Raw genomic sequence first — 22,633 nt, forward strand, 5'->3', positions numbered from 1 at the left:
TTTTTGAGTTAAAAAGCGCTTTATAAGGTGGGAATGGATATGAAAAAGGAGATTAAGAGAGGCTGGGGAAAGTACATACTATTTATATTGGTGATAGTCATAGGCTACCATTCTTTTACTTTATGTAAGGTGGAAGGGGAATCGATGCAGCCGACTTTATATGAAGAAGACTACGTATTTGTAAATAAAGCGGTAGTACGTCTTTCTAATTTACAACATGGAGAAATTGTCATTATAAAAGAAGAGGATGAATCGAAATATTATGTGAAACGTGTAATAGGGCTTCCTGGTGATGTAATTAACATAACGAACGGAAAGGTATATGTAAACGATAAAAAGCAAGAAGAACCATATACAAACAAAGATTTATTTAACAACACACAAGTGTTTTATAATTTTCAAAAGACAAAAATTCCGCCAAATAAGTTATTTGTAATGGGAGATAACCGCGAAGTAAGTAGAGATAGTCGAAATGGCTTAGGATATATTGAAGAAGATAACATAATAGGCAAGGTGGAATTTGTATATTATCCTTTTTCAAAAATGAAAATGATAGAATAAGTGGGGGATGAGCAAAACCCCACTTATTAAAGTTTCACTTTATTTTCTTTAAAAAACCTTTTGGATTAAATGATATGAAAAATTTATGTTTAGACTCGTCGATTATGAAGTTATTGTTTTTAGTTAAAAACTCTTTCACAGCTTCCATCGGGCCAGGACCCCAATCGGGAAGAAGCGGATTTCCATTAATGGAGGTATCTTCTACAATTATATAACTGCCAGTAGTGACGATAGATTTATATAGTAAGAGTTCTTTGGATACATGTTCTTTACTATGATCAGAATCTAAAATAACTAAAATCACATCATCAGGTTTGCGCATGCTTACTATTGTTTGGATGGCCTGCACAGAAACAGAAGATGCTGTTAAATACGTAATCCGATTATGTGATGGCCGATTTGGCTGCGGAGTTATATCGATAGTAAGTACGTGACCTTTTCCAATTAAATCTAACATAGAAGCTAAATACAGTGCACTACCACCGTGAAAAGTCCCGCATTCAATAATTAAATCGGGCTTTAATTCATAAATGATTTCTTGATACAAAAAGAGATCAGAGGGAAGTTTACAGATTGGAACTCCAAACCAGTGTGTATCGTTTAACCACACGAGGCTGTTGTAATATTGGTTTAGAAATTCATTGCTTATATTATCGATTTTAAATTCTCCTTTCTAAAAAGGATTCTCTCGTTTGACGTAAAGTGTTTACGCATGAAAGTTGTACTATATATTATGTAGTAAGGAATTGTAAGGCGAGTGTTTTTACTTGAAAATAAGCCAAATAACTCATGTGGAAAATGAAAGGAAATGATCGTATGTACAAATACACAATTTGTTTTATTAGAAAAAGCGATAAAATACTGCTATTAAATAGAAATAAAAAGCCGAATATGGGGATGTGGAATGGTGTTGGAGGAAAAATAGAAGAGAATGAAACGCCATACGAAGGAATAATTAGAGAAACGTTTGAGGAAACGGGTATAGAACTTTCAAGTGTAACGTATAAAGGGACTGTTGTTTTTAAAGGTAAAGATGAGCCCCAGGCTAGTGAAGGAATGTATGTGTTCGTTGCTGATTTGCCAGATGGAATGCAAATGAATACACCATTACGTACGGCTGAAGGATTATTAGAATGGAAAGAAATTGATTGGATATTAGATGGTAATAATAGAGGAGTAGTTAGCAACTTACCAAAATACTTACCGACAGTATTAACAGAAGAAAATAAGTTAAAACATATATTCACGTACGATAACCGGAATATTATTCATTACACAACTGCATGTTTGACAGAAGATGATGCGAACAAGCGATATGAAAAACAACTCATTTCTCAATAGAAAGAATGCGAAAACAATCAATCTTATAATCTAGTAGAGAATATTTTAATAGAGCAATCGACATTTATTTGTCGATTGCTTTCACTATATATGTGAGGTGATTACATGCTAAAGAAATATATTTCCTTAGTCAAAGTTATAATATGTACAATGTTTCTTTTTGTAGGTTGTTCTAAAAATGTTAATAGTGGTAAAGAACTTAAAAACATTCAACAAGCGGACTATCTAGTATCCTATTCAAATGCAATGAAAGATGGTGGTTACATATATGCATATGATAAGAAAGGAAATACGATTAGTAAGATGGAAGTAGATGGTCAAAGTATGATGAGCAATGCAAAAGATGAAAAGGGATACTACTTTTCATCAAATAGAAATAACAATCATTATGCAATAAATAAGACAGGCAAGGTACAAGGGATCAATAGACCTAAAGAATTACAAGATGTAAACGCAGGGGCATATTTCATCCATGCAGAACAAGGATATGTATATTATGATGTGAATATTGGATTGGTAGACGAAAAGAAGGGATATACAAGTGAACTTGTATATTGGAAAGATAGTGACAAAAGGCAAGAGAGTGTAGAACTAAAGGGAACGATTCAAGGTGCACATATTATTGAGAATCATATATACGCATTTTCACAAACGCTAGACAAAGTATATATTTCAGAAATAGATTTGGTCACAAATAAAAAAACAAACGAATTTGAAATTCCTAATGAAAATGTGTATTTTGCACCAACTGCTCAAAAAATAATTTTTCAAAAGTATAAAGATAAATTATTGTTCGTACTAAGTGATAATGTAAATCAAAAGTTACCACCTAAATTAATTATGGTAAATACAAAGACTAGAGTAGTAGAAAAAGAAACAATATTAGACGAAAAGCAATTCATACCTGTTCTAGTGCAGGTGATTGAAGATAAGGTGTATATTTTAAATAATGATGAAAAAGTGAAAGAGCTAGATGAGAACTTGAACATCATACGTACATATTCATTACAAAGTGACAAAAATATAAAAATTACTAGAGAGGACAAAGGGATTTCTGATATACAAGTACATGGTAATAAGTTATACATCTTATACAAAGATATGAATCCAAAGAGTAAAACGAAACAATTGGTAGCTGAGATTGAAGGATATGATCTGTTAACAGGGGCTAGGATTGAAAAGACTACTTTACAATTAGATAAGAAGTGGGATGATATAACTTTTCTTATTATGAAAGAGTAGAGAATATATGTAAACGGAACAAAAAAGGAGGTGGCTTTGCCACCTCTTTTCCGTTAGTCACGAATCGCCTTAATGATAAATCGATGTTGCTTCACATCAAAATATCCTTTTTGCAAGATGATTTCATGTATACGATATAGTTCCTTATAATACCTTTCGACAGTAAAATCAGGAATTTGCCACGGAATCACTTTTAAATAATAGACAATAGCGCCAATATCATAAAAGCGTTGGAAAGGGAATTCTTCTTTTGCATCTAAGATAGTAAATCCATTTTCCTCTAACTCACTACATGCCGCTTCAAGCGACCAACTTGCAAATTCGCTATTTAGTGGTGAGCCGAACTGCTCATTCAGTACCGCGCAATCAAGACCACCAACTTGTTGTGTAAGAAAAACGCCATGTGGAGAAAGAATTCGTTTTACCTCAGAGGCAGCATAGGATTCATGTTGATTTATAATGAAATCAAACTGCCCATCTTGAAATGGTAATACAGTATCATTAATCACTTCGACGACTGTAACTCCTAAAGGCTCTAATTTCTTCCGAGCAATTGGCACATTTGGAGCATAACCCTCAGTCGCATAAATAGTTGACGGGAAAGGTTGTAACATAGATAAAAACTCTCCGCCGCCAGTACCCATATCGAGCATTGACTTTGCACGTTGCATAAGCAGGAAAGCAATGCTGCCGTATGACCACGATAATGGCTCGCTCTTCATTCGAACCGTTTCTGAAATGAAAGAAAAATCCCAGCCACTAAAATTTGTATTGGCGCTTTCTAATAAAGTTAAAAATAATGGATCACGTTTCATAATTATGTCCTCCTATTTTTTAATGAATGATATGATGAGAAAGGAGAACGGGAGGACCTCTTATGAAAGAGAAGCGGTTTTACGTTTCATGTTCGAATAGATTCATATACATTCGCTCCTTATGAGAATAGTAATTTATATATTCGGGATAATCGAGTGGGAATCCTTTGAGGGTATAAAAGAAGGCAGTTGTTTAATGAAAAAATAAATTGAGTTATCTAATTTTATAGTGTAATTGTTCATCCATACGCATAAAAAAATTATTCTCTCCATAAAATAGTAAAATTATATTGGAGGTTGAATTATGAAAAAATTTAGTGTATTTTCAATAATATTGATGACTTTTGGAATGTTATTATTTGGATTAAATAGGATAATAGATAGCTATTCTGAGCCTATTATCCTATTAGGGTATATTTCTTTTTTAATTGGAGTGGTTCTGAGTATTATAGCGATTGCTAGACGTGAAGATGGAAGATTAAAATTTATATCACTTATCTCTTTCTTTGTTCTCCTGTTTTTCATTACTTGGTTTGAGTCGTTTCAGGTACTACGAATTATTACTTGGCTAAAAAATATCTATTAAAATTTAAATTGTTGGTAAAAATGGGAAACCTTAAATTTAGGTTTCTTTTTATTATATTCGATTATCAATATTAAAACTTATTAGAGCCATTAATAAAAGAAATAGATATATAAACCGAGTGTAAAAATATTTTAATTCTTTGAAAACATTCAGCGATTTAGTATTCTTTATATATGGAATATTTTGTTTATGCGAAAAGAGGGCAAGGTGCTATATGAAAAGAATGAAAAATGTAATGTTAGTATTGTTATGTTTCTTATATTTCTTATGTTTAAGTGGGTGTAATTATAAAGATGACGATCAGGTGAAAAAATATGTGAAAAAAAAGCACGGAATTGATGTGATTGTAACACATTGGGGTGCTATAAACGAAGGGAATATGGGGCATACATATCATACTGTTCAAGCAAAAAATAACAAAAATATTCAATTTAGAGTAGAGGTAGATGGCTTCTTATATTCAAGAATAAAAGGTGATGAATATCAATACGGAAAAAAAACATATGAGGAATATAAGAAATTTAAACCAATGCTAGAAGAAATTAAAAAATTAGGTTACGTGGAACCTGAAAATAAAAATGTTTTTCAATATATAATGGATGATGATATAGAGGAGAAACCAACGGATAAGTTATTATTAACTTTAAAAACGAGTGACAAGATTGATTACAGTCAATTCCAATCAAAAGAATTAGATCGTTTATATGCTCTAATCCAATTCATTCAGAAGAGTAATAGAAAGATAACAACACTTGAAATTGAGGATTATAATGGTGAATCTATAGGCTTGCCTTTTCAAAATGTGCAAAAAGCTATAACGAAAGAAGAACTGCTTTTAACAATGAAAAACACAGTAAGCGGTTATTGGACATATTTGGTTCAAACTGAAACAAAAGTAGGCGTAAGGTTAAATGAAATTCAAAATGATCGTTTTGAAATTGAGGATATTACTTGTCCACACCCGAAAGACGGCAATTGTCTAGAGTATGAATTGACATTAGTTTTCAATGACAGTGAGATAAAATATAGAAATGATCCATATGTAATAGATGATTTGAGAAAGGTAGTCACTATTCTTAAAGAAGAACTATATAATAAGGAATTTAACATATATTTAAGGAACAAGGATGGAACAAGTTATTCACTCTGGCTATCATCCGAAAAAATTAAGGAAAGTAATAACATAGAAGAGTTAGTAAAATAATGATATAAAGAAGAAATTTAAAGTACTTTTTATGTTTGTTATTTCTGTATTCAAAAGGAAAACCGCTTATGCTTCATTTTTGAAGCATAAGCGGTTTTGTTTAAAATACTTAAAAAGAAAAATTTTTTGGTAAAGTACCACTTTTTATTACTGTTCTTAGTCCATGTTTTATAATCCAAGGATTAATAGGATGCTGTTTATCACGTAATTGCTGTAACCATTGAAAAACGAGTTCTTTATCTTCTTTCGTAATATCGTTAATATGATTGGCTACAGATTTTTGAACATATTTAGAAGGGTCATTCATTAATGGTTCAAGAAGTTGTAAATTGTACTTAAAATCACCTTTTAGAGCTCCTATTTTTTTAGCCCAAGGAAGCCTTGGTCTTGTACCTTCAGAAACTAATCTTCTAATGTGGCTGTTTTCGTCATGAATCCACTGTTGCAATATGTCTAGTGTATCTTCATGATATGTTTCAAGAAAAGGCCGAATGGCATATTCAGCAGTATTCCTTTTCGTTATTTCATACATTGCATTGAACGAGATTTTAAAATCGTTAAGCCCATATTTTTCAACGTATTTTGCAAGAGGCATATACATATATCCATTTGTAAATGTGCCTACTTCTGTTGTATTTTCTGGTCCTAATGTCTTCAGTAATATATGTATTGCGGCATTAAAATCTTTTTGTAAAGCATTGTGTAATTCATCTGCAATTACTTCAATACGCTGTTTTAACTCTAAATTTTCAACTTTACAAGCTACAGAATCTACAAAGATGTTTTTAGAGAAATAAGGATCGTGTTTACAAATAGAATCAGCTATTTTTTCTGTTAATTCTTCATTAAATAAAAATTTTAACGGAACATATTTACCCATTTTTTTCACCTCGGTGGTCAAATGAAAACAATTTTTATTTTTTAATCGACAATCCATAAACCAAAGTCTCACTCGGAGTCGTAATACTAAAACCTGTCGTCTTATAATCAAGTTTCACCGTATCACCAGTGTAGTCTTTCGTGAATGAATCCATTTGTACGATAAGCTCTGCATCTTCATATACAACATCATCTGCGTTATATGTATCCCAAATTAAATCGACATCAACGAAAATACTACAAGAGTTCGTCATTGTTCCTCTAATGCGAACGATCTTTTTATCTTCAAGTTCTAATCTATGTATAGCTGCTTTTGCTTCATCAGTAATGCGAATGTTCATTGTATCCCAACCTTTATTTATATTTCCTTTATTATTGCAAAAACAGGAGCAATAGGGAAGTAAAGAGGTTTGCAACAAAAAACGAGCAAACAAATTTGTTTGCTCGTTTCACTTTATTTTAGTTCACATTTATCAAGAGGAATCACTTTTGTTTTCTTTGTAAATTTATATCCTAACCATAGTACTAAGAAGAGTGGTAAACCGATGTAAGAAACGAGTACACCGTTCCAGTCGATTGACTCACCCATAAATGCGCCATAGTTTTGTCCTAAAATTACGATGATACAAAGTGTAAATGCAAAGATTGGACCGAATGGGAACCATTTTGCTCTATATGGTAAGTCATTTAAATCTTTTCCTTGTGCGATATACGCTTTACGGAAACGGTAATGACTAATTGCAATGCCGACCCAAGCGATAAAGCCAGACATTCCTGATGCATTTAATAACCAAATGTATACAACACCGTCACCGAATAAAGAAGCAATGAAAGCAATACTACCAACAATTGACGTTACGATTAACGCGTTAACAGGTACACCGCGGCTATCTAATTTACCAAGAAACTTTGGTGCTTTCCCTTGGCGAGCTAAATCCCAAAGCATACGAGTTGATGCATACATACCAGAGTTACCAGCAGATAGTACAGCCGTTAAAATAACAGCGTTCATAACAGAAGCAGCAAAGGCAACGCCCGCTTTTTCGAAAATAAGTGTAAATGGACTTACTGTTACATCACTTGCAGCAAGACTTTCAGTTGTATAAGGAATTAATAAACCGATAACGAGAATCGCAAGGATATAGAATAAAAGAATACGCCAAAAGATTGAACGAATTGCTTTTGGGATATTACGTTCTGGATCAGATGTTTCACCAGCAGCTACTCCTAATAGTTCAGTACCTTGGAATGAGAAACCAGCTGCCATAAACACACCGATAATTGCCATGATACCGCCGTTAAATGGTGCATCTGCAACAGTGAAGTTTTTGAAGCCAACCGTTTCGCCGCCCATAATTCCAAAAATCATCATGAAACCAACAATTAAAAAGATAATAATCGTAACTACTTTAATAAGTGCGAACCAATATTCAGATTCACCAAACCCTTTAACAGATAAGTAGTTTAAAAGGAAAATAATAGCTAAACATAATCCGCTCCAAATAAGAGAAGGGGTATCTGGGAACCAAAATTTCATAATTAATGTTACAGCAGCTAGTTCAGCAGCAATCGTAATTGCCCAGTTATACCAATAGTTCCATCCAAGTGCAAAGCCAAGTGATGGATCAACAAATTTTGTTGCGTACGTACTAAAAGATCCAGTAACAGGCATGTAAGCTGCGAGTTCAGCTAAGCTTGTCATTAAAAAGTAAACCATAATTCCAATTGCGGCGTATGCAATTAATGCACCACCAGGTCCAGCTGAATGGATGACACCACCGCTGGCAAGAAATAGTCCGGTACCAATTGTACCGCCGAGAGAAATCATCGTAAGGTGACGAGATTTTAATCCGCGTTTTAATTCACCTTGTCCTTGTGTAGTTTGCGTTTTAGAGGTAGATTGATTTGTTGCGCTATTCATGTTCAACACTCCTTTTCTTGTAGGTTAGGAAGGAGCGGGGGAGAAAAATACAAAAAACCGCCAAAGGAATTTGGCGGAACGTTTCACAAATAACCACCCCATCATACCCTTCCGTTAAGATAGCACCCCACGTTTACACGGTAATTTTGTAAACGTGACAGTTCTGTTCCTTTCGGAGACAGCCCCAGCTCATATTTCCAGAGAAGAAATATAAACTTCGGCAACTTTTCCTTTCAAACGGAGTCGGTGACATTCTCTGTGTCTCGTCCGTCGTACTCTTAAAAGTCGCAACCTCTACCTCATCGGATTGATGAGGATTTATATATTGCTAAGATTTTTAATATATGGCAATTGTAATGACTTTCTGAATATATTGCAAGATATTTTGTTAGGAAAAGTCAAAAAATATCGGTTATTGTATAGGAAACGCTTGCAAAACTCCACCCGAACCTACTATTATGTAGCAATAAGCAAAGAAAAAATTGTTATACAAATGTTTCGCAAAAAATATTGAAAAACCCTCTAAATTAAAAGAAAATTCAGAAAAATATAATTCGACATTCATAATAAAGTCATATTATTTGTTATAATTAGAGTAACGTTTAAGCAAAAAGGGGAAATCAAAATGAAATTAGAAACAGAAAGGCTCTATATAGTGCCGTGTACAGAAGAGAGGATTCAAGTCGCTAACGAGCAAGGATACAATAGCGGCCCGCATATTGTAGGGCATGTAAAGAATGTAAAACAAGATGCAACTTTATTACCATGGGGGGCGTGGTATGTTCTTCGAAAAGAAGATGATAGCGTTTTAGGTGATATTGGGTTTAAAGGGAAACCAAACGAGGATCAAACAGTAGAAATTGGCTATGGATTCATTGAGAAATATTGGAATCAGGGCTATGCAACAGAAGCTGTAAAAGAACTAATCGATTGGGCTTTCAAAACAGGTGAGGTAGAAACAATAATTGCAGAGACACTTCTAGATAATTATAGTTCGATGCGTGTTTTAGAAAAGTTACATATGAAGAGAGTAAATGCTACAGAAATGATGATTAATTGGAAAATAGAAAAATAAAAAATACCGCTCTAAATTGAGCGGTATTTTTTATAGTTATGGTAGCATTTGCTTCTGATCATTCGGATACTCAGCCGTTGACGTATTAGGACGATTGGAATGATTACGAACAGCAATGAAAATAGAAATAATAACGACAAGACCAACTGCAACGTAAGAAAGTGAAATAATAGTTGGATCCACTTTAAATGTAGTAAGCAGTGTACGAATGTTTGTAAAGATAATAAGACCACCAACTAATACGCCAAGTAAATGAGAAGGAACGATGCGAACTAGCCATGCCGCGATTGGTGCCGCTACGATACCACCGAGCATGAGAGAAAATACCCAAACCCAGCTTACTTGTTCCCAGCCAAGTGAGATGAAGAAGCCGATTGTTGCAGCGAGTGAAACAGGAAATTCACTCGTATCTACAGATCCAATAACTTTTCTAGCTTCATTTCCTCTTGCTAGAAGAACAGGTGTCGTAATCGGCCCCCAACCACCGCCACCAGTTGAATCAACGAATCCAGCGAATAAACCAAGCGGCACAAGTTGTTTTGCAGACATACGCTTATTTGAAGTGACAATTTGTTTTTGAATGATGAATCGTAATAAAATATAAACCCCTAAAGTAAATAAAAATACGGAAATGTACGGTTTGATTACATCTCCAGGCAAATTACTTAAAAAACATGCCCCAACAAATGCGCCGATTGCCCCAGGTAATGTAAGCCTGGAAACTGTATATTTATCAACGTTTCCAAATTTGATATGAGATGCGCCAGAAGCTGCAGTTGTAACGACTTCAGCTAAATGAACCGATGCGGAAGCTACAGCCGGTGCAATACCAAACATTAATAATAGTGAAGTAGACGTTACCCCATACGCCATTCCGAGTGCTCCATCGATCAGTTGAGCGAAAAATCCAATAATAGCAAAGACAATTAATTTCTGCATAAATAATCCCCCTGTAATAATAAATGAAAAAGACACTTTTCCCGTATGAGAAAAGTGCCTTTGGTTTTTCCAATCAGCAATAATTAAATTTGTTTCATTATAATACATATTAATCGTATAAATCAACTGGGTTTTAAAGTTTTTGAATTGAATGAAATAAAAATAAAATATACAATAAAAGGATGGAGAGAAAGGGGAGAAAGACATGTTACGATTTGATCATCTTGTTCACGCAGTTCATGGTACACCGGAGGAAGCGGCAAAACAAATGCAGGAACTTGGATTTCATACGAATTGGGGTACTTGGAATAGTTTAAGTTATTTTGATTTATCATATATAGAATTTTTAGCAGTTCAACATGAAGAAAAAGCGAAAGAAGCAGAAAATCCATTAGTACAAGAAACAGTGGTGAAACTACAAAATGGAGAAGGAATGCTACAAATCGCGATCCGAACAGATGCAATTGAGGAGCTAGCAGTTAACTTTAATAAGTACGGCTTACATACGATAGGGCCATTTGAAGGGAAACGCATGAGAAAAGATGGCCGGCTTTTAGAATGGAAAATGTTATTTGTTAGGCAAGAAGAGAACGGACCGAAATTACCTTTCTTTATACAGTGGAATGAAACGGACGAAGAAAGAAGAAACGATTTACGTAACAGTGGGACGATTACTGAACATAAAAACAAAGTGCAACAAATTGAAACGATTCATTACGCAGTAAAAAATGTTCGAGAAACAGTACGGAAATGGAAAGAAGTAATGGAGCTATCTACAGGCTTAGTTGTGAAAAATGAAAAATGGAATGCTGAGAGTCAAAGTGTAGTGTTTGGAAATATTCATGTGCAGTTTTGTGAACCGATTGGAGAAGGGCTAGTACTAGAACATTTGAATAAGAATGGCGAATATCCATTTGCAGTAGAGTTTAAAGGTGGAAATAAACGAGAGCATGAAGTGCTAGGTAGTTTGTACATATATTAATAGAGGTGAACGTTGTGGAAGAAATGCTTAGGGAGATAGAGAGAATACTAGAATGGCCTCGTATTGCAACGTGTACAGCTATTTCAAAAGGTTTCTCACATGAAGAGAAGTATAAAATTGAATTAAAGAATCAAGAAACCTATTTTGTAAAAGTATGTGATGCTGTTCATTTTGAACGTAAACAAGAAGAATATACGTATATGAAACGATTAGAGTCATTACATATTCCAACGCCTAAGTTAATTCATTTCATAAAACTTGAGAAATTAAATAAATGTGTTCAAGTATTTGAATGGACCCGACGTATAAATGGTGAAGAAGGTTTAACGAAGTTATCGGTGGAAGAACAGTATAAGGCAGGAAGAAAAGCAGGGGAAGTATTAAAGAGGATTCACTCAATTGAAAGAGGAAGTGCAAGTAATAAATGGGAAACATCTAGATGGAATAAATACGAAAGATACATAGAGGCACTAACAGATTACGAGGTGAATTTTCTGGATTTGAATCCAATATTAACTTTTGTAGAAAATCATAAAGATTTATTGAAAAATCGTCCAATAAGATTTTACATGATGACTTCCATCCAGCAAATAGTATGATTCATAATAAGGAGTTTATCGTTATTGATTTTGGTGGATATGATTTTGGCGATCCAATACACGATTTTTATAATGTAGCGATTTTTACTACAAGAATAAGTAAACCATTTGCGGTTGGACAAGTTCACGGTTATTGCGGAGGCGAACCATCGCTTCATTTTTGGAAACTCTATACATTGTACGCCGCGATGACATTCCCAGCGGATATCGTTTGGACGAATCGAAGTACGCCGCATTTAGTAGATGATATGAAGGAAAGATTAAATGGAATATTAGAAGAGCATAATCATTTTTCATCTTATATTCCAAAATGGTATCAATCAAGCGAATGTAATAAATAAAGGAGTAATTTATATGGATAAAATAGCAGTAATTTCAGATATTCACGGTAATATTCAAGCATTAGAATCCGTGTTGAATGATATTAAATTAAGAGGAATCGAGCGCATTATTTGTCTTGGAGATTTAGTAGGAAAAGGACCTCATTCCAGTGAAGCAATTGAAATCATTCGTAAAGAATGTGAAGTAGTCGTAATGGGAAACTGGGATGATTTTATTACAAAGCCGACTGAATTTGAAGCATTAAAATGGCATCAAAAACAATTATCGGAAGAACAAAACGACTATTTAAGAAGCTTACCATTTTCAATCGAGTTTTATATGAGTGGAAAACTCATTCGTATGTTCCACGCCTCACCGAGAAGTTTATATGAAAGAATTCAACCACACGCTTCAAGAGAAGAGCGTATTAGTATGTTCGAAAATAGTGATCTGACAGAAAATATAGAAGGAGAAAGAAAACCAGATGTCGTTTGTTACGGTGACGTTCACCAAGCGTTCGTTCAAAATTTCAGAGGGAAAACGTTATGTAATGCCGGCAGCGTAGGAAACCCACTTGAAATAACGCAAGCTTCCTATTTAATATTTGAAGGAACTTACAATGAAAAAGAAGCAGCGAGCTTTTCTATTCAACTTGTACGAGTACCGTATGATATTGAATTAGCTATCAGACTAGCAGAAGAACTCGAAATGCCAGAAATTGAAGAATACAAACAAGAATTACGGACTGCTTTATATCGAGGGTTTAAGGGGAAGTAAGCTAATAATATATCAACGATTTTTCAAATATATCTATCATAACTTAAAATATATCAACGATTTTTTCGATATATCAACGATTCGACAAAGGATATCGATTTACCGACAAATAGTGACATGGATTGTTACTTATAATTACATTATGTAAACTAATTATAAAGGGAGATATCATGAACCGAAAACAACGAATCAAAGAAATTGCAGATCATATTGTAAAGCTAAACTTAACCTATCCAACAAGAGTTGGAGTAAGTGGTATTACAGCATCAGGAAAAACAACATTTGCAAACGAACTAGCGGAAGAAATAAAAAAACGAGGATTACCAGTAACACGCGCCAGCATTGATGATTTTCATAATCCAAGAGTGATTCGCTATGCAAAAGGAAAAGAATCTGCAAGAGGGTATTATGAAGATGCACACGATTATACAGCTTTCAAAGAAAGATTATTAATGCCTTTAGGACCTAACGGGAATTTACAATATGAAATGATTTCTCATAACTTAATAACGGATATGTCTGTACATAATGAGCCGCTATTGGCCACGCAAAATATGATATTAATAGTAGATGGAACGTTTCTATTGAAAAAAGACGTTGCGTATTTATTTGATTACAAAATCTTTGTAGATACAAATTTTGAGATTGCGAGAAAACGTGGTGCTAAGCGGGAAACTGAAGCTTTTGGAAGTTATGAAGAAGCAGAGAAGATGTTTTTGAACAGATATCATGCGGCCTGTAAGTTGTATATAGATGAGCATAATCCAAAAAGTTATGCGGATGTTGTATTTCGGAATAGTGATTTAGCAAATCCAGAAGTTATATTTCAAGAGCGAAAGTAATACATAATCAAAATTATATGTATAGCCTTTTATTTATAGTTATAATTCTCGTATAATTAAATTAACTTTAGAAAGTAAAAAACGGGGGATAAGGCAATAAAAAAACGTAAAAAGGGGACAGGGAATAGAATGAATGAAGTACTAGAACTAAAAGAAGAACTACTACAAATTAAAAATAACAATTATGCTGTACCAGAAGACGTAGATGCATATCCATATGCGCAGTGGATGCTAGATTATATCGGATCACCTGATGCTGAATTACGTGATGATTTAATTTATAGTACGCTTCACACATGGATTACAAATGATGTATTTAGACAAAAAGAGTTAAGAGGATTAATGTTACAAGCAATTAGTCCTGATTATTTATTTTATAAAATTGGTGAAAAGGGAACAGACTCTGTATTTAAACGTGCATTCTCCGTATTAATTCCACCACTTATTTTATCTGTTCATGAAAGAGAACCGTTGTTATCGGAAGAACAATTGTACAGTGTGGCAGAACAAGTGTTGGAATATGTCTATTTAGAAGAAGATGTAAGAGGTTACGTAGAAGGAAAAGGCTGGGCACACTCTACTGCACATGCAGCAGATGCGCTTGATGCGTTAGCACGTACAATTCAAAATCGTGAGTTTTCATATGCGATTCTTGCGGCTGTTCGTCAGAAGGTTCGATTGAGTGATTACGTATATGTACACTTTGAGGATGAGAGATTAGTAAAGCCAATTATGTCGTTACATAACCAAAAGCTTTTAACTGAAGAAGAGTGGAGCAATTGGCTACATAGTATAGCAACTGTTGAGGACATCCGACATCCGCAGCATGCTATTTTAGTACAAAATATTAGAGCTTTCTTAAGAAGTTTATATTTTAGAGTTTTAGAGACAGAGGGTAATACAGCCTTTACAGATGATGTATTGGAGACTTTGAAAGGGTTGCGTAGGTATTAAAAATCCGTTTTTCTAAGAGAAAAGTACATAAAAACACTACATCCCAACCATACTAATAAAATGTGTTGGAGGTGAGTTTAATGGACAAAAAAGACTTTGAAAAAGTATATAATGATTATTTACATCAAGGGGAAGAGCAAGCTCAATTTGAAATAGCTCAGGAAGTTACTTCAGGAGCAGAACAAATTGTTGCTGTTCGTAAAAATGATGAAGGTGATTTAATTGCTTTTAAAACAAGTAGCGGGAGAGAGTTAGATTATATGACTGCTCTTAATGAAGCGAAATCAGGGAAGTTAGCTCATGTGGACGTATTTCATAAGTATGGCAGAGATATTATACGTAGTGAACCGGATGGAATAAAAGAAAATAACTTAGATAATTTACCTTCATTTTAAACGGGTAAACCTCAAGAAGAGAATGTTCATTACGATATTCTCTTCTTTGTTTTGCGAAGTTTTCCTAGCAAATAGACGATTCATTTTTAAAGTGCGATCATACTTTTAAAGAGCGCTCTAAATTTCTCTTTATCTTCTGCTGTAAATGGTTTCGGTCCTTTTGTACGCTTACCACTTTTTCGAACCATTGCACTTAAATATCGTGTTTGTAACAATTGTTCAATGTTATCATTCGTATACTTATAGCCTTTATGGTGTAGTACGATACAGCCTTTTGCTAAAGCGAGCGAAGCAAGACCGTAATCTTGTGTTACGATTAAATCTTCTTTTTTTGCTAACTGCATAATTCGGTAATCAGCAGCATCTGCTCCGGAATCAACATATATTGTTTCCACACCTTTCGGCTGCTCTGCATTAGAATAATGAGAAAAACTAGTAACGAGTGTAACAGGAATTTCCGCATTCGTAGCTTCAAAAATAATTACATCTTTTACAGGACAAGCATCTGCATCAACGTAAATTTTCATTTTTATCACTCCTATAACTAGGTTCGTGTTGATAATAATGGTAGATTTAGGTTTTGTCAAATGAGTAATATCTTCCTCAATTTAATACGTATGTATTTTTATAAAATAAACGGATATTTCGAACTAAATAACGAATGTACTATAGATTTTAATAAGTGGTTATATGTAGTGATGTGAAAATTTCTTAATACGAAAGTATTAGGAAGTTTTATTTGAATTTCATTCTGCGGATTGATTTTTAATAGTGTTTATTTGGATAAAATAGCAATAGAATATATATAAATAAAATGTATTTTAAATTAGAGGATCATTTCATGTTACTGCTCTATGCAATGGTTTCAAAAGATAAGTAAGTCTGAAATTAATCAGGAGGGCCGAATGAGGAGTTTCGATTTATCACAAACAACTATTAATATATCAAAAAATGATCTTATTTATAAAACAAATGATAATAAGTATTGGGTGTATGAAGTGATTTTTCAATCGCATGAAAGCATACCACCTCATAGCCATCCATTTGGAGAAGATTGTGCGGTTGTGTTGTCAGGTCATTTGGATTATTATATTTCAAATAAAATAATGATTCGTGCATCAAAAGGAGAGATTGTGTTTGGGTGGAAGAACCATATACATGGCTATAAAAATAATGAAACAGAACCCTTGCATCTATTAATTTTCGTTGCGCCGAATAAAATTGGGCTAGAATATTTACCTGATGATGATCCAAAAATTGTGCACGTACCGGAAGAAAAGCGAATAATGAAGCTTTCCGAATATCAAGTAGTACATTCCCCTTTTTCTTCTTTTGAAAGAATAAAAATAGATGGTGAATATTCAGAAGCATATAATGAGAATGGACTTATGGTGTTTATTGATATCGAAAATAAACAAATGTATATATTTGAGGGTGAGAATGTGGAGATAAAAACTTCAAATCCCATAGTATTTATTAAGTATACAGCTAGATTGTGAGAATGGAGAGTTGCTTTTCTGTATTTATAATAGATATGTAGTTAAGAATATTAAAGAGGAATATTTTACAGAAAATAGGGAATGAGTTTTATTATTTAACTTGTAGACAACGAAATAGAAATGACCATTTATTGAGGAGAGCGATATTTATATGCAGTTATATTTTTATAATGAAAACTTCAGAAATATAATAAATCAATATACATTGTCAGAAGAGCAGCTTTGTTATACAGGTTTACCTAAAAAGCTTGTAAAACTATCGAGTGAGGATTCAGATCGGCATTCAATTTTAGCTATGAAAGATAATGAGCTTGTAACGTTTTTTGTTTTACATAAAAATGACGGGGTTAAACCATATACAAATAATGAAAAATCTATTTTAATAAGAGCATTTTCAACAGGTTTTCACCATCAAGGGAAAGGATATGCAAAACAAGCTTTAAAGATATTACCTGACTTTGTCCGAAATAACTTCTTAGGTATAAATGAAATTATTTTAGCAGTAAACGTTAAAAATGTAGCTGCACAATCTTTATATGAAAAATGTGGTTTTTGTGATAATGGGGTTAGAAGGATGGGGCGGAAAGGTGAATTAATCATAATGAGTTACAATTTATAGGAATCATTCTTAGAAGTAGGGAAGAAAGATAAAGAAAAACGAAAAATTTCGAAAAGAAAGCCCCTGTATCAATCATCAGGAGCTTTCTTATAATTTAATTTTGGAATGAAGCTTCTTTTCATTATTTTTTGCTTACTTATTATCTGGAGTTAATGAATAAAGAAGTTTTAAATGTATTAAAAAGTTATTTTATTTCCCACAAACCAAAATAGCCTCCCGCAAACGAGAAATACCTTCCTCAATTTGATTAATATTCACTTTTCCATAAGATAAGCGTATATAACCATCTTTTGCGCCGAAAATACTACCTGGCATAAAAGCAATTTCTTGTTTTAAACTTTGCATAATAAGTTGTTTTTCGTTTATCGGTTCTTTTAATTTTCCCCATATGTATATTCCACCGGTCGGATTTGAAAAAGAGATTTTATCATGAAGTTGCTCGTTTAAGGCGCGAACGATAACGTCTCTTTTTTCTGCTAGTTGTTTTCGTAACGGTACGATATGCGACTGAAATGGTACAGTTTCAAAAAATTGTTGCATAAGCCACTGTGGGAAAATGCTCATACCTAATTCCATTTGGTGCCTTGCGTCGGATAATCTTTCTACTACAGACTGCGGGGCAACGAGCCAACCAACTCGTAAGCCTGGTGCAATCATTTTTGATAAAGAATGTACATAAATGACAGTTCCGTTTTCATCTATTGATTTCAAAGTAGGACAAGGTTGTTTCTTTTCTAGCGTCAGCAAACTAGATGGATCATCTTCAACGATTGCAATTCGTAAATCTGCGCAAAGTGATAATAGTTTTTTTCTACGGTTTGGATGAAGCATCGTCCCCGTAGGGTTTTGGAAATTTGGATTTAAAAAGATCATTTTAATGCGGTGCTTTCTGTATAGCTCTTGTACATCGTCTGGATTAATGCCGTGTTCATCGACAGGTAATGGGAAAATACGAATACCTGCTGATTGGAATAACGGCAAGGAATAACAGTGTGAAGGACTTTCGAAAGCAACAGCATCACCTGGATTTAATAAACATTGCACGATAAGGTGAAGTGCTTGCTGTGCGCCAGATGTAATCATAATGGATTGTTCAGTCGCCTCAACTTTTAAATATTCCTTCATATATTTTACGACCGCTTGTCTTAGCGGGAGATAGCCTTGCGGATGATCGTAACTTAATGAATGCGTTAACGGTTGTTCACGTAAAATCGCTTGTAGTTGATCATGAGGATAAAGATTACAACCGAGTTCTCCATTAGCGAAATCTATAATATTTTCATTTTGTTGTACTTCTGCCCGAATATGGCGAAGTAGTGGTAAGTTTGGTAAAAAAGTACCACCTTCTACGAAATTTCTCCAGTTCGGCGTTAATGTTGGAGAAACGCCCCACATATGTGTACTCACACGTGTACCTTTACCAGTCGTACTTTCTACAATTCCCATAGCACGTAGTTCATTATAAGCAGTCGTTACTGTACTTCTGTTTACATTTAACTGCGTAGCTAATTTCCGTTCTGAAGGGAGGAAGCTTCCTGGAGGAAGTTCTCCATATGTAATACGTTTTTCAATAAAGTCAACAACTTGCTGATAAATAGGGATTTTACTGTCACTATCTAGTTTCCATTCCATAAAAAACGCCTCCGTATCTCTTATATACATCAAGTATAGCAAATTGGCTGGGTAAAAAAACAGCCAATTGGACGGTGTTATATCCAGCCAATTTTACTATGCTAAATAGGGAAGGGGAGATTCGGATGAAACGATGGCAAATGGAATGGCTCCTAGTATCAGTTGCATTAGTATGGGGAGCAAATTATACAATAGGAAAGTATGGAGTGGCATATATGTCATCCATTCAATTTAATAGTTTACGCTTTTTAGTAGCATCACCGGTATTATTACTTATTACTTTTATGATGGAACGCTCATTACGTATTGAAAGAAAAGATTGGTTACGATTAGTAGCAGTCGGTATCGTTGGTACGACAATGTATCAAACGATGTTTATGTTATCTGTGAAATATACTTCAGCAACGAACGCCTCATTATTAATTGCAATGTCACCTATTTTTACAGGGATATTAGCAGTATTGCACAAACAAGAACGTTTTTCGATGAAAGTACAAATTGGTTCAATAGTGGCCTTTGTTGGTGCAGCATTCGTTTTATTAACAGGACATACAGGAGGAGCTACTTACGAGTATGCGTGGCTCGGAAATATAATTGGATTAGTCGCAGCAATTGCGTGGGGATGGTATCCAATATTAGCGCAACCTCTTATTACAAAATACTCCGCAATGAGAGTTACATCATGGTCTACTTTAATTGGAATTGTACCTCTCGTTATATACTGTTTACTCAATGTAAACACACTAACGTGGCCAGTAGATATGCCAAGCTGGGGATCACTAGCATATTCAATCGTCTTTGCGACCATATTCGGACTTGCAATGTGGTATGTCGGTATTAGTAAAATAGGCTCAACGAAAGTAATGGTTTATATGTATCTTGTGCCATTGTTTGCAGTGATCTTTGCGGCAGTAACCATTGGAGAGCAAATTAATTTGATGCAACTAGTTGGCGGGCTTATTATCTTCATCGGTTTATATGTTGTAAAAAAAGGTGGAATGAAAAAGCCTGCTCTCAATTTGAAAAAAGTAAGTTAACAGTAAAAAGGATCTCTTTCATATAGAAGGAGATCCTTTTTGTTTTTGTAATAAAAGCGCTTGTTCAACGGCCCATTTTTGATGATCGTGTATGAGAAGCTCTATAGCATGCAATGGAGACATCCACCTTAGAACATGATCCTCCTCACAGTTTTCAGTTTGTTTCTGCACCATATTCGCAATATAAAAAAATCCATCGTTTAAATAATATATATCTTCCTTTTCTGCATAAAAATATCGAGCCGCATTACCGATATACTGATCAATTTTAATTGCCCATCCTAATTCCTCTAGTAGTTCACGGTGCAAACATTCTTCTTTTGTTTCATTACCTTCCATACCGCCACCAGGTAAAAAGTAACGGTCTCCTTTTTGGATAACAGCAATCTTTGAAGAAGATGATTGAAAAATAATCGCATAACAACTAGGCCTTAATGTATAATGAACGTTAATTTTTTTAGAGCCAAATGTGAGTTTTGAAATCATAAAACACGACCTTTCTCTATAAAATACATAAAAGGAATATTAAGGTAAACGCAGAATTGTATAAGTATAATCTTAACAGATTGGAGTGATAACAACATGATAAATCGAAAATGTTCAAGATGTAAAGAAATAACAGGTACGATGCACGGTGGTAAAAAAATTAAGAAAGAATTTCTATGTGAAGACTGTTTGCAAAAAGGAATTGAGAGCGGGGAAATCGAATTATCACAAGTGGAACAAGAAAAAACCTCGTATCTTTCTATAAAGATATTAAAAATAACGAGTGTTATTTATTTAATAGTATCAATTATAACTGCTTTTTCTGCTGGAGCATTTATACAAGATCCAGGGCTTGGTGGAATATCTTTTTCAATAACAGGTACAGTTGGTGTTATGATAATTGGATCCATATTCCAGTCTATTCTTGTATTTTGCGGGATATGGGTATTCATCCTTTTAGTAGAAACAGTCATTAAAATTTATGAAAAAATGAAGTGAGTGAGAGGGAGAAACATATGCGAGTAAGAAACATCCAAGGGGAAGATTATGTAAAGATTCATTCTGTTTTAAATGATTGGTGGGGCGGGAGAGACATGGCTGCCATGTTGCCAAAATTGTTCTTCATTCACTTTCAAGAAACGAGTTTTATTATTGAAGAAGAGGGAGAAACGTTAGGTTTCTTATGCGGATTCTTCTCACAAACGCATAAAGAGGAAGCGTACGTTCATTTTATCGGTGTCAATCCAAAGTATAGAAGAAGAGGAATTGCATCGACATTGTATTCGTATTTCTTTGATGTCGCACGTGCAAATAATCGTAAAGTTGTAAAAGCAATTACGTCACCAGTTAATAAAAAATCGATACAGTTTCATCAAGAAATCGGTTTTCGAATTGAGGCTGGGGATGATGAGATAGAGGGTGTATCGGTACATACAAATTATGATGGGAACGGCGGTAGTAGAGTTTTATTTTTGAAACATGTGTAAAAGTAGGCTAGCGAAAAGTTAGCCTTTTTGTTGTGAGGAGCTAGAAATATGGAGAGTAAACAAAGTAGAAATGAATACTTACAACGCATTTATAAAGTGCAAGATTATATAGAATCAAACATAAATGATTCACTTTCAATTGAAGAGTTAGCGGATGTAGCAGGATTTTCAAAGTTTCATTTTCATCGGATTTTTAAGGGGATAGTAAACGAGTCATTATCACGGTATGTAAACCGATTGAAGTTAGAAAGGGCAACACATCTACTTACATATCGGACAGATATGACGATTACAGATATTGCGTATCACTTCGGATTCACAGATTCAGCAGTTTTCTCCCGAACATTTAAAAATTATTACGGCGTAAGTCCATCTCAATATCGAAACGACAATAGCAAGAATTGCAAAGACGTAAGAAGAACTTCTCAATACAATGAATGTAAGAAGGTTCGAGGAAATGTTGAAATTGTAACAGCGGACGATATAAACGTCGCATACATAAGACATATCGGTACATATGGAGAGTTAACTATAGCTTTTCCAAAAATGATAGAAAAACTATTTCATTACGCAGCTAAGCAAAACTATCATGTATTTGATGATATTAAAGTATTAACCATTTACCACGATCATCATGAATTTACTGAGGACTATCATTTAAGAACAAGTTTATGTATAACAATTCCGGAGGCGTCCGCAATAGAAACGAACGACATAGGAATAATGGTAATACCTTCAGGCAAGTATGTAGTAGGACATTTTGAAATATTTCAAAATGAATATAAAGGAGCATGGGATTTCTTATACGGTGAATGGCTGCCAAATAGCGGATATAAACCGAGAGACTCGTATCCTTTTGAAGTATATAGAAATGATCCAAAGCAGCACCCGAAAAATAAACATATAGTTGATATATATGTACCTATCGAACCTTTTTAATT

The 22,633-nt window shown here is 34.1% G+C and carries 26 protein-coding genes, 1 pseudogene and 1 riboswitch; of the genes and pseudogenes, 18 read left to right on the forward strand and 9 right to left on the reverse strand.

Annotated elements, in window-relative coordinates; translation table 11 throughout:
- Positions 1-39: 39 nt before the first annotated feature.
- Positions 40-561: a signal peptidase I gene (gene lepB, locus HMAS_RS09090; RefSeq protein ID WP_002094069.1), complete on the forward strand. Its 522-nt coding sequence runs from the start codon at positions 40-42 to the stop codon at positions 559-561.
- A gap of 34 nt (positions 562-595) precedes the next feature.
- Here the strand turns inward: lepB and HMAS_RS09095 are convergent, their stop codons facing one another.
- Entirely contained in the window at positions 596-1,219 is a 624-nt protein-coding gene (locus tag HMAS_RS09095; protein WP_269719670.1) for a cephalosporin hydroxylase family protein, read from the reverse strand.
- 140 nt (positions 1,220-1,359) lie between these two features.
- On the opposite strand from HMAS_RS09095, the gene HMAS_RS09105 reads away from it, so the two are divergent.
- Complete coding sequence (locus HMAS_RS09105) at positions 1,360-1,902, forward strand: NUDIX hydrolase (RefSeq protein ID WP_012593262.1); 543 nt, start codon at positions 1,360-1,362, stop codon at positions 1,900-1,902.
- Positions 1,903-2,007: 105 nt separating this feature from the next.
- Complete coding sequence (locus HMAS_RS09110; RefSeq protein WP_000915308.1) at positions 2,008-3,144, forward strand: hypothetical protein; 1,137 nt, start codon at positions 2,008-2,010, stop codon at positions 3,142-3,144.
- Between the two features lie 53 nt (positions 3,145-3,197).
- On the opposite strand, the gene HMAS_RS09115 is transcribed toward HMAS_RS09110, so the two are convergent.
- Complete coding sequence (locus tag HMAS_RS09115) at positions 3,198-3,959, reverse strand: class I SAM-dependent methyltransferase (RefSeq protein WP_000817603.1); 762 nt, start codon at positions 3,957-3,959, stop codon at positions 3,198-3,200.
- Between the two features lie 304 nt (positions 3,960-4,263).
- Here HMAS_RS09115 and HMAS_RS09120 point away from each other — a divergent pair, with 304 nt between their 5' ends.
- Complete coding sequence (locus HMAS_RS09120; RefSeq protein ID WP_000714725.1) at positions 4,264-4,545, forward strand: hypothetical protein; 282 nt, start codon at positions 4,264-4,266, stop codon at positions 4,543-4,545.
- Between the two features lie 214 nt (positions 4,546-4,759).
- Positions 4,760-5,749, forward strand: a complete 990-nt coding sequence (locus HMAS_RS09125; protein ID WP_000827155.1) for a hypothetical protein — start codon at positions 4,760-4,762, stop codon at positions 5,747-5,749.
- Between the two features lie 109 nt (positions 5,750-5,858).
- Here HMAS_RS09125 and HMAS_RS09130 read toward each other — a convergent pair whose 3' ends face one another.
- The 3 genes from HMAS_RS09130 to HMAS_RS09140 form a co-directional block, all read right to left on the reverse strand.
- Positions 5,859-6,629: a DNA alkylation repair protein gene (locus HMAS_RS09130; RefSeq protein WP_000521732.1), complete on the reverse strand. Its 771-nt coding sequence runs from the start codon at positions 6,627-6,629 to the stop codon at positions 5,859-5,861.
- 34 nt (positions 6,630-6,663) lie between these two features.
- Positions 6,664-6,969 carry an iron-sulfur cluster biosynthesis family protein gene (locus HMAS_RS09135; RefSeq protein WP_001026167.1) on the reverse strand — a complete coding sequence of 102 codons (306 nt, stop codon included), beginning with the start codon at positions 6,967-6,969 and terminating at the stop codon, positions 6,664-6,666.
- 113 nt (positions 6,970-7,082) lie between these two features.
- Positions 7,083-8,549 carry an amino acid permease gene (locus HMAS_RS09140; protein WP_001083386.1) on the reverse strand — a complete coding sequence of 489 codons (1,467 nt, stop codon included), beginning with the start codon at positions 8,547-8,549 and terminating at the stop codon, positions 7,083-7,085.
- Between the two features lie 112 nt (positions 8,550-8,661).
- Positions 8,662-8,854, reverse strand: a riboswitch (Lysine riboswitch).
- A 320-nt stretch (positions 8,855-9,174) separates the two neighbouring features.
- On the opposite strand from HMAS_RS09140, the gene HMAS_RS09145 reads away from it, so the two are divergent.
- Complete coding sequence (locus tag HMAS_RS09145) at positions 9,175-9,624, forward strand: GNAT family N-acetyltransferase (RefSeq protein WP_000764607.1); 450 nt, start codon at positions 9,175-9,177, stop codon at positions 9,622-9,624.
- A 36-nt stretch (positions 9,625-9,660) separates the two neighbouring features.
- Here HMAS_RS09145 and HMAS_RS09150 read toward each other — a convergent pair whose 3' ends face one another.
- On the reverse strand, positions 9,661-10,671 hold the full coding sequence (locus HMAS_RS09150) for a sulfite exporter TauE/SafE family protein (protein WP_002024365.1): 1,011 nt from the start codon (positions 10,669-10,671) through the stop codon (positions 9,661-9,663).
- Positions 10,672-10,768: 97 nt separating this feature from the next.
- Between HMAS_RS09150 and HMAS_RS09155 the strand changes: the two genes are divergently transcribed.
- The 6 genes and pseudogenes from HMAS_RS09155 (at position 10,769) to HMAS_RS09180 (ending at position 15,433) form a co-directional block, all read left to right on the forward strand.
- On the forward strand, positions 10,769-11,545 hold the full coding sequence (locus tag HMAS_RS09155; RefSeq protein WP_116344768.1) for a VOC family protein: 777 nt from the start codon (positions 10,769-10,771) through the stop codon (positions 11,543-11,545).
- A gap of 14 nt (positions 11,546-11,559) precedes the next feature.
- Positions 11,560-12,485, forward strand: a pseudogene (locus HMAS_RS09160) (aminoglycoside phosphotransferase family protein).
- 13 nt (positions 12,486-12,498) lie between these two features.
- On the forward strand, positions 12,499-13,242 hold the full coding sequence (locus HMAS_RS09165) for a metallophosphoesterase family protein (RefSeq protein WP_000357659.1): 744 nt from the start codon (positions 12,499-12,501) through the stop codon (positions 13,240-13,242).
- A gap of 170 nt (positions 13,243-13,412) precedes the next feature.
- Entirely contained in the window at positions 13,413-14,084 is a 672-nt protein-coding gene (locus tag HMAS_RS09170) for a uridine kinase (protein WP_001080558.1), read from the forward strand.
- A 129-nt stretch (positions 14,085-14,213) separates the two neighbouring features.
- On the forward strand, positions 14,214-15,038 hold the full coding sequence (locus tag HMAS_RS09175; RefSeq protein WP_001006685.1) for a DUF2785 domain-containing protein: 825 nt from the start codon (positions 14,214-14,216) through the stop codon (positions 15,036-15,038).
- A gap of 80 nt (positions 15,039-15,118) precedes the next feature.
- Complete coding sequence (locus tag HMAS_RS09180) at positions 15,119-15,433, forward strand: DUF3892 domain-containing protein (protein ID WP_000358161.1); 315 nt, start codon at positions 15,119-15,121, stop codon at positions 15,431-15,433.
- 86 nt (positions 15,434-15,519) lie between these two features.
- On the opposite strand, the gene HMAS_RS09185 is transcribed toward HMAS_RS09180, so the two are convergent.
- Complete coding sequence (locus tag HMAS_RS09185) at positions 15,520-15,960, reverse strand: YaiI/YqxD family protein (RefSeq protein WP_000708761.1); 441 nt, start codon at positions 15,958-15,960, stop codon at positions 15,520-15,522.
- 378 nt (positions 15,961-16,338) lie between these two features.
- Between HMAS_RS09185 and HMAS_RS09190 the strand changes: the two genes are divergently transcribed.
- Both HMAS_RS09190 and HMAS_RS09195 read left to right on the forward strand, forming a co-directional pair.
- Positions 16,339-16,932 (forward strand): cupin domain-containing protein, encoded by a 594-nt coding sequence (locus HMAS_RS09190; protein ID WP_044307264.1) that lies wholly within the window; start codon positions 16,339-16,341, stop codon positions 16,930-16,932.
- A gap of 151 nt (positions 16,933-17,083) precedes the next feature.
- Positions 17,084-17,551: a GNAT family N-acetyltransferase gene (locus HMAS_RS09195; protein ID WP_001177779.1), complete on the forward strand. Its 468-nt coding sequence runs from the start codon at positions 17,084-17,086 to the stop codon at positions 17,549-17,551.
- Positions 17,552-17,740: 189 nt separating this feature from the next.
- Here HMAS_RS09195 and HMAS_RS09200 read toward each other — a convergent pair whose 3' ends face one another.
- Positions 17,741-19,183, reverse strand: coding sequence for a PLP-dependent aminotransferase family protein (locus tag HMAS_RS09200; protein WP_000454919.1), 1,443 nt, complete (start codon positions 19,181-19,183; stop codon positions 17,741-17,743).
- A gap of 125 nt (positions 19,184-19,308) precedes the next feature.
- Between HMAS_RS09200 and HMAS_RS09205 the strand changes: the two genes are divergently transcribed.
- A complete protein-coding gene (locus tag HMAS_RS09205) occupies positions 19,309-20,220 on the forward strand; it encodes a DMT family transporter (RefSeq protein WP_025710063.1) in 912 nt (303 codons plus the stop codon).
- 18 nt (positions 20,221-20,238) lie between these two features.
- Here HMAS_RS09205 and HMAS_RS09210 read toward each other — a convergent pair whose 3' ends face one another.
- Positions 20,239-20,706 carry an NUDIX hydrolase gene (locus tag HMAS_RS09210; protein ID WP_000623999.1) on the reverse strand — a complete coding sequence of 156 codons (468 nt, stop codon included), beginning with the start codon at positions 20,704-20,706 and terminating at the stop codon, positions 20,239-20,241.
- Between the two features lie 96 nt (positions 20,707-20,802).
- Between HMAS_RS09210 and HMAS_RS09215 the strand changes: the two genes are divergently transcribed.
- From HMAS_RS09215 to HMAS_RS09225, 3 genes are read left to right on the forward strand one after another with little or no spacing between them, the layout of a single operon-like run.
- On the forward strand, positions 20,803-21,204 hold the full coding sequence (locus HMAS_RS09215; protein WP_025710062.1) for a DUF3980 domain-containing protein: 402 nt from the start codon (positions 20,803-20,805) through the stop codon (positions 21,202-21,204).
- A 17-nt stretch (positions 21,205-21,221) separates the two neighbouring features.
- Positions 21,222-21,692 carry a GNAT family N-acetyltransferase gene (locus tag HMAS_RS09220; RefSeq protein ID WP_025710061.1) on the forward strand — a complete coding sequence of 157 codons (471 nt, stop codon included), beginning with the start codon at positions 21,222-21,224 and terminating at the stop codon, positions 21,690-21,692.
- Between the two features lie 48 nt (positions 21,693-21,740).
- Positions 21,741-22,631, forward strand: coding sequence for an AraC family transcriptional regulator (locus HMAS_RS09225; protein WP_025710060.1), 891 nt, complete (start codon positions 21,741-21,743; stop codon positions 22,629-22,631).
- Positions 22,632-22,633 lie beyond the last annotated feature (2 nt).

Source organism: Bacillus sp. HMA207 (genome assembly GCF_003402455.1).
In the GTDB taxonomy this organism is placed as follows: Bacteria; Bacillota; Bacilli; order Bacillales; family Bacillaceae_G; genus Bacillus_A; species Bacillus_A cereus.